This window comes from Luteitalea sp. (genome assembly GCF_022842525.1).
In the GTDB taxonomy this organism is placed as follows: domain Bacteria; phylum Acidobacteriota; class Vicinamibacteria; order Vicinamibacterales; family Vicinamibacteraceae; genus Luteitalea.
In genome coordinates, this window is sequence record NZ_JALHPM010000027.1 from 37,641 (window position 1) to 44,430 (window position 6,790).

General features: G+C 69.5%; 6 protein-coding genes and 1 pseudogene. 5 read left to right on the plus strand and 2 right to left on the minus strand.

Features of this window, described 5'->3' with window-relative positions; all coding sequences use genetic code 11:
• Positions 1 to 23: 23 nt before the first annotated feature.
• Together Q0C41_RS07995 and Q0C41_RS08000 are read right to left on the minus strand one after the other, a co-directional pair.
• The gene (locus Q0C41_RS07995; RefSeq protein ID WP_291982611.1) at positions 24 to 1,118 is read right to left on the minus strand and encodes an NUDIX domain-containing protein; all 1,095 of its coding nucleotides are present in this window, start codon (positions 1,116 to 1,118) and stop codon (positions 24 to 26) included.
• A gap of 80 nt (positions 1,119 to 1,198) precedes the next feature.
• Positions 1,199 to 2,677, minus strand: coding sequence for a Gfo/Idh/MocA family oxidoreductase (locus Q0C41_RS08000; protein ID WP_291982612.1), 1,479 nt, complete (start codon positions 2,675 to 2,677; stop codon positions 1,199 to 1,201).
• 523 nt (positions 2,678 to 3,200) lie between these two features.
• Here Q0C41_RS08000 and Q0C41_RS08005 point away from each other — a divergent pair.
• The 5 genes and pseudogenes from Q0C41_RS08005 to Q0C41_RS08025 form a co-directional block, all read left to right on the plus strand.
• Positions 3,201 to 4,445, plus strand: a complete 1,245-nt coding sequence (locus Q0C41_RS08005; protein WP_291982614.1) for a TlpA disulfide reductase family protein — start codon at positions 3,201 to 3,203, stop codon at positions 4,443 to 4,445.
• Positions 4,442 to 5,365 carry a PLP-dependent cysteine synthase family protein gene (locus tag Q0C41_RS08010; RefSeq protein WP_291982616.1) on the plus strand — a complete coding sequence of 308 codons (924 nt, stop codon included), beginning with the start codon at positions 4,442 to 4,444 and terminating at the stop codon, positions 5,363 to 5,365. Before Q0C41_RS08005 ends, Q0C41_RS08010 begins: the two co-directional genes overlap by 4 nt.
• A complete protein-coding gene (locus Q0C41_RS08015) occupies positions 5,362 to 5,793 on the plus strand; it encodes a M67 family metallopeptidase (RefSeq protein WP_291982617.1) in 432 nt (143 codons plus the stop codon). The genes Q0C41_RS08010 and Q0C41_RS08015 overlap by 4 nt, the downstream gene beginning before the upstream one ends.
• A gap of 81 nt (positions 5,794 to 5,874) precedes the next feature.
• On the plus strand, positions 5,875 to 6,321 hold the full coding sequence (locus Q0C41_RS08020) for a hypothetical protein (RefSeq protein WP_291982619.1): 447 nt from the start codon (positions 5,875 to 5,877) through the stop codon (positions 6,319 to 6,321).
• Positions 6,321 to 6,790, plus strand: a pseudogene (locus Q0C41_RS08025) (hypothetical protein); the annotation flags it as partial. The gene Q0C41_RS08020 and the pseudogene Q0C41_RS08025, both read left to right, overlap by 1 nt.

A 6,790-nucleotide genomic window follows, 5' to 3' on the forward strand; every position in this document is an offset into this window, starting at 1 on the left:
CGTGCTGGATGCTGTTCCGGGTTCTACGTGCCCTCATCGGCGCTGGCGGCACGGGCGCGCCGCATCAGCAGGATCCAGACCAGGACGGCCGCCACGGCGCCGATGCCTGCATCGGCCCACCAGGACCGGGTGGGCACGAGCATCGCTGCCAGCGCGCCGGCGAGGAGGGACTCGACGGCAGCAACGGTCTCGAGCCAGCCGCCCCGCCCGATGGCACGCCAGGACGGCCGTCTGCGCCGCGGACTCTGGTACGGGTCGAAGGCGAGGAAGGCTCTGCGCGCATCGGCCGGACCAGTCAGGAGATATCGCCGGACCCGATGCAACCCCTGCTTGTAGCCGTCGGTGACCCGATTGCGGTGCGCCAGTCGCACCAGCGTGAAGAAGCCCAGCACCACCACCACCAACAGCATCAGCACGACCAGCGGATTGACGTCTGCCGGGCCGAGCTGGGCGCGCCCGCCGAGGGCGAAGGTCAGCACGCCACCGGCACCCGCGGCAATCGCCACGAAGAAGCTGGCGCGCTTCTCACCGTCCTGCTCATTGCTCAGCAGTGAGTCCGCCGTGTGACCGTACTCGGCCAACAGCAGGTCGACAAAGCGGTCGTCTCCGGTCTGTGACGCAGACGACTGCAGGTCCTGGCGGGCGGTGTCGTCGGCGATGAAGGCGAGCGCCCCGCGCAGAAGGTGCCGGGCATCGTCGTGAGTCAGCGCGGTGAGGGCGTGCCCGACAGTCCACCAGTGCACCGCGCGCGGCTCGGCGGCGTGCGTGTCGGCCACGTGACGGGCGAGGACGTACTGCACCCGGACGTCCTCGCTCCCCGAGCGGAAGTCCAGTGACGCCAGCGGCATCACCACGGAGGCCTCCACCCCGGCTTCCTCCCGCACCTCGCGCAGGGCCGCGACCTCGACGGTCTCGCCCGGCTCGACGTGGCCCTTGGGAAACACCCACTGGCCTGGTGATTGCCGTGCCTCGACGACCAGGATGCGCACCGTGGCCTCGTGTCGGCGATAGACGATGGCTCCGGCCTGCTCGACTCGCGTGTCTTCCGGCATCAGTGGCGCCTCCCGGGCGGTGTTCTTGTCACGATCGCGCGACCACCGGGCACAGACACGTTTCACGACACAGGGGCGTCCCCTGATGAGAGGACGCCCCCGTTCGGCATTCCGCCTGCTGGCGTCGGCGTTCTACGTTCGCCGTTCTACGTGGCCTTCAGGATGCTGTCCCAGCCCTTGCGGAACTCGGGACGCCGGATGTACGGCGCGCCCTCGGGCGCATTCTTCGCCCGCATCGTCTTCCAGTCCCACTCGATCTTCTTGCCGGTGCGGTAGGCGACGTTGCCGAGATGATTGGCCTCGGTCGTCCACGCGGCGTACTGGAAGTTGGAGCCGGGGACGGGCCCGTTGCCCTTGATGTGATCCACCCACTCCACCCAGTGCCCCGGCGAGCGCGGCAGGGTCTCGGCCGGCATCGTGAAGTCGACGAACCGATCCTCGGGCAGCAGCTTGCCGTTGCCGAGCAGCATGCCCTTCTCGCCCAGGAAGATGCAGGAGCGCGCGCCCCAGGCCTCGGTCCACCCGGGTGGCTTGCTGTCGCCCTGGTGCCACACGAGCTTCAGCGCCGGCTGATTGCCGACCGCCGCGTACTCGTAGGTCGCCTTGAGCGTGGCTGGGGCGAGTTCCTTGTGCGCCTTGCCCATCGGCGACACGGCCTCCACCGACAGCGGCGCGAGGTAGCGGCCTGCGGTCGCATCCTGCCGCCACAGATCGAGCACCGTGTACGGCACGTCGTTGTCGTGGCTGCCGAGATCGCTCATCGTCCCGTTGCCGAAGTCCCACCAGCGGTACCAGCGCGGCCCCGGGAAGTACGTCGCGTGGAAGGGACGCACGGGCGCCGGGCCAATCCACAGGTCGAAGTGGATGCTCGGCGGTACCGGCATCTCCTCCGGGAACCGATCGACGATCTGGATGCCGTTGTAGAAGCCGTGCGGCTTGTCGAACTTCTCGGCCGAGGCGGCATCCTGCAGCCCCCACGCCCGGCTGGCCCACACGTGGACTTCGTTGACCTTGCCGATGACGCCGGTGTCGAGGATCTCCTTGATCATCCGGCGCTGCGGCGAGGCATGCCCCTGATTGCCCATCTGGGTCGACAACCTGGGGTTCTTGCGCGCCGTCTCGCGGATGAGGCGCGTCTCCCAGATGTTGTAGGCGAGCGGCTTCTCGCAGTAGACGTGCTTGCCGTGCGTCAGCGCCAGGTACGTGGCAAAGACATGCGTGTGCTCGGCCGTGGCCACCACGACCGAGTCGAACGCCTTCGGGTCGTCGAACACCTTGCGCAGGTCGGTGAACTTCTTCGCCTGCGGGAAGCGTACGCCGGCCGAATCGAGCGACTCCTGGTTGATGTCGCAGAGCGCGACGATGTTCTCGTCGGGATGCTTCTCGAGGGGACCGCTGCCGTCGGTGCGCTTGGGCGGCTCGGCCGGGTTGAGCGTCAGCTCGTTGATGCTGGCACGACCGCGCCCGCCGGCGCCGATCACCGCGATGTTCAGCTTGCTGTTCAGGTTCTGGCCGCGCAGCAGCGCCGGGGCCTGCGCAAACAGCGCGCCGGTGGCGATCGCACCGCCGACAAACTCCCGGCGCGTCACCTGCCGCACACCGGACCACGTCGTCGTCTTCTTCACGTCGTTGCTCCTGACCCGAATCGGCTGGCCGGGCGCCCCGTGTGGAGGAAACGGAGCGTGGCGACCATTTCCGGAACCGATGCGCGCATTCTGTAGCGGATCCGGGCAGACAGCAACAGCAGACTGTCGGCGGGTGGACGGTCGCACTCAGCGCAGACGGGAACGGGACGGAGCAGGGCGGATGGATCTCCGCCAAGCGCCAGGCGCCCTAGAGCTGCCACCGTATGACAGACCTGCGCCTTGTCGACACGCCAGCATGGCCTCAGGCTTGCTGAAGCAGTCTCCGACTGCCATCGCCGATGACTGCCCCGTCCCGCACCTGTCCGCTCTGTTGCCTGGCCTGCTGTTGCAGGACGGACTTCGTGTGCGGATGAGACCCTGGCAGCAGTAGGCACGACACGGCACCACCAGCGAGGCCATCATCCGGAGCGGATGGTGGCCTTTGTCGTTGACGGCAACGTCAGGTGCTTCTCCATCCCGTCCGGCGGCTGGTCTCCCGAGAGTTCGAGGGAGTACGACCACCATGCCTTCCATACCGACGCGCCGCGCCCGCACCACGCTGGCCGCGCTCGCCCTGATCGCCCTTCCCGCCGCAGCCGCCATCGGCTGGAGCGTGCACGACCGCACGCCCCTCGACGGCGCCTGGCACGGCATCGTCCTCGTCGACACGGTCGAGGTGCCGTTCCGCTTCGAGATCGGCGAGCGCGACGGCGCGCTCGTCGCCTCGTTCTTCGATGGCGACCGACGCATCCCGTCGGCACCAGGCACGCGCGACGGCACGACGGTCGTGTTCACCTATCCGTCGTACGCCGCCACGCTCACCGCCCGCGTGGTCGAGGGCCGTCTCGAGGGGCAGTACGCGCGTGGCACGCGGCCACCGCTGCCCTTCCGCGCGACACGCACGGCGGAGCCCGCCGCGAAAGTGATCGATGCGGCGACCGTGCCGTCGATCGCAGGGCTGTACGTCATCCCGGTGCAGAGTCCGAAGGGAGAGACCGCCTGGCGGTTCATCGTGCGACAGCAGGGGGCTGACGTGACGGCGTCGATCCTGCGCGTGGACGGCGACACCGGGGCGCTCACCGGTCGCTTCGACGGCACGCGATTCGTCCTCAGCCATTTCTCGGGCGCTCGTCCACTCCGGCTGGACGTGTCCCCCAACGCCGACGGCACGCTGACGCTCGTGCAGAACCGCAGCAAGACGCTCACGGCCATCGAGGCCGGCACCGCCGGGCTGCCCGTGCCGACCGACTCGGCCCAGCACACCATCATCACGGACCGTTCCACACCGCTGCGCTTCAGCTTCACCGACCTCGACGGGCGGGTCGTCACCGATCAGGACCCGCGCCTCAGGGGCAGGGTCGTCGTCATCAGCCTGACGGGCAGCTGGTGCCCGAACTGCCACGACGAGGCGCCGTTCCTCGTCGAGTTGCGTCGGGCCTACCACGCGCAGGGGCTCGAGGTCGTGGCGTTCTCCTTCGAGGAAGCCGAGCAGCTCGCCGATCCGTCACGCCTGCGCGCCTTCGTGGCGCAGTACGGCATCGAGTACCCGGTGCTGCTCGCGGGCCTGCCCAGCGACGCGCCGTCGCTGCTGCCCCAGGTCGCGCACCTGGACGCGTTCCCGACCACGCTGTTCCTCGGCCGCGATGGCCGCGTGCGGGCCACGCACACCGGGTTCCCGAGTGCCGCCAGTGGCGAGTTCTACGTGCGCGCTCGCGAGCAGATGACCGCGACCGTGGAGCGGCTGCTGCTCGAAGGAGCCACGGAGTGAGGCACGGCATCGTCGGCCAGATCGGCCGGACGCCGCTCGTGCGCCTGCGGCGGGTCGCGGGACCGGCGGCCGGTGTCCCCGAGGGAGTCGAGGTCCATGCCAAGGCCGAGCACCTCAACCCGAGCGGATCGGTCAAGGACCGCGCGGCCCTGGCGATGCTGATCGAGGGCCTGCAGGCAGGGGCCCTCGTCCCCGGCAAGACGATCCTCGATGCCACGAGCGGCAACACGGGCATCGCCTACGCGATGATCGGGGCGGCGCTGGGACATCCCGTGACGGTGTGCCTGCCGTCCAACGCGAGCCCCGAGCGCAAGCGCATGTTGCGCATCTACGGCGCGGAGGTCATCGAGACCGACCCGCTGGCGGGCACCGACGGGGCGCAGCACGAGGCGCGGCGTTTGCTGGCCACGGATCCCGGGCGGTACTTCTACGTCGACCAGTACAACAACGCCGCCAACTGGCGCGCGCACTACGAGCACACGGGCGTGGAAATCTGGGACCAGACCTCGGGTCGGGTCACCCACTTCCTGGCGGGCCTGGGCACGTCCGGCACGTTCGTCGGCACCGCCCGGCGCCTCAAGGCGTATGCGCCCGAGGTACGCTGCATCTCGATGCAACCGGACTTGCCCCTGCACGGCATCGAAGGCATGAAGCACATGCCGACGGCGGTCGTGCCCGGGATCTACGACCCCACGATCGCCGATGCGGAAGTGACGGTGGACACCGAAGACGCGCAGGCCATGGCGCGGAGCCTTGCCCGCGAGGAAGGTCTCTTCGTGGGCGTCAGCGCGGGCGCGAATGTCCACGCCGCCGTCCGTCTCGCAAGGACGCTGCCGCCGGGATCGGTGGTGGTCACCGTGCTCTGCGATGCCGGCGCCCGCTACCTCACGGACGAGTTCTGGAACGGAACCCCTGCATGATCGACCTCGCTCCCGCGCACCGCGCCGCCATCGCCACCCATGCGCAAGCCGAGCATCCGAACGAGTGTTGCGGCCTGATGCTGGGCGTGCTCGACGACACCGGACGGAAGATCGTCCGCGAGTTGCTGCCCATCTCCAACGAGCGCGAGCCCGATGCGCGGCGCAACCGCTTCCTCATCGGGCCGACCGAGATGCTGCGGGGCGAGCGCCACGCCCGCACGCGCGGCCTCGACATCGTCGGCATCTATCACTCGCATCCGGATGTGCCGGCGGTGCCGTCGCAGTTCGACCTCGACCATGCGTGGCCGGTGTATTCGTACGTGATCGTCACGTCGACCGCGACGACGCCTGGCGAGCTGCGATCGTGGGTGTTGCGGGAGGACCGGTCGGGCTTCGACGAGGAACCGACCGGCCGAGCCTCGGCCTAGTGCCTTTCAGGTATTGAGTCTCGCCTTCGGCTCGCCGATCATCTCGCCACACGCCGTCATCGCCGTGCCCGTGGTGCAGGCGTGCAGACGGAGTCCATCTCGGCACAACCCTTGCGCGTCCCGTACATCACCTGCCTGCTCATCGGGCTCGGCGGCCTGTTCAGTGGCGTCACCGGTCCCCTGCTCAGCACGTTCGTCCCTGTGCTCGTCCAGGATGCGCTCGGAGACCGCCGCACGCTGATCGGCCTGGTCATGGCCCTCGACAACGTCCTCCTGCTGCTGCTCGTGCCGCTGGCGGGCGCGTCGTCCGATCGTGCCGTCGCCCGCGGCGCCAGCCGGCTGCCGATCGTGATCGGCGGGCTCGTGCTCTCCGCGGTCGGTATGGCCGTGTTCCCGTCTTCTGCGGCACTGGGCCTCGGCGGCGTGGTCGCCGCGATGGTGGTGCTCTACACGGGCATCAACGTCCAACGGTCGCCGTTCCAGGCGCTGATGGCCGACCTGGTGCCGTCGGCGCGATCGTCTTCCTGATGCTGGGGCGCACGCTCGGGATGTCGCGCGCATTCCTCGTGGCCTCGGCGACCGTGGTGCTGATCGCGGTGGCCTTCGCGCTGGGGCTGCGGGGTACGCCGGCGGCCGCCGACGCGCCAGCGGCGAGCGCATCCGGCGCGTCGTTCACCGCCGCGCTGCGCGAGGGGTTGCGTGGCCGCATCCCCGGCCTGCGCGCCATCTTCGTCGCCGCGCTGCTGTTGCAGCTGACGTTCCAGACGTTCACCACGTGGTTCGCCCTGCACGGCACGGCGCGGTTCGGCGTCCGTCCCGAGGACGTGACCCTGGGCTTCGTCGCCTGGGCCCTGGGCGGGGTCGCCGGCGCGCTGCCCGCCGGCGTGATCGGCGTCAGGTTCGGTCGACGGACGGCGATGCTGATCGGGTTCGCGCTGATGGCGGCCTGCCTGATCGCCCTCGATCGCGTCGAGTCACTGACGCAGGCGGTCCCGCT

Coding starts and splice junctions, on each gene's coding strand:
- Q0C41_RS08005 (WP_291982614.1), top strand. CDS start 3,201: ATGCCTTCCATACCGACGCGCCGCGCCCGCACCACGCTGGCCGCGCTC.
- Q0C41_RS08015 (WP_291982617.1), top strand. CDS start 5,362: ATGATCGACCTCGCTCCCGCGCACCGCGCCGCCATCGCCACCCATGCG.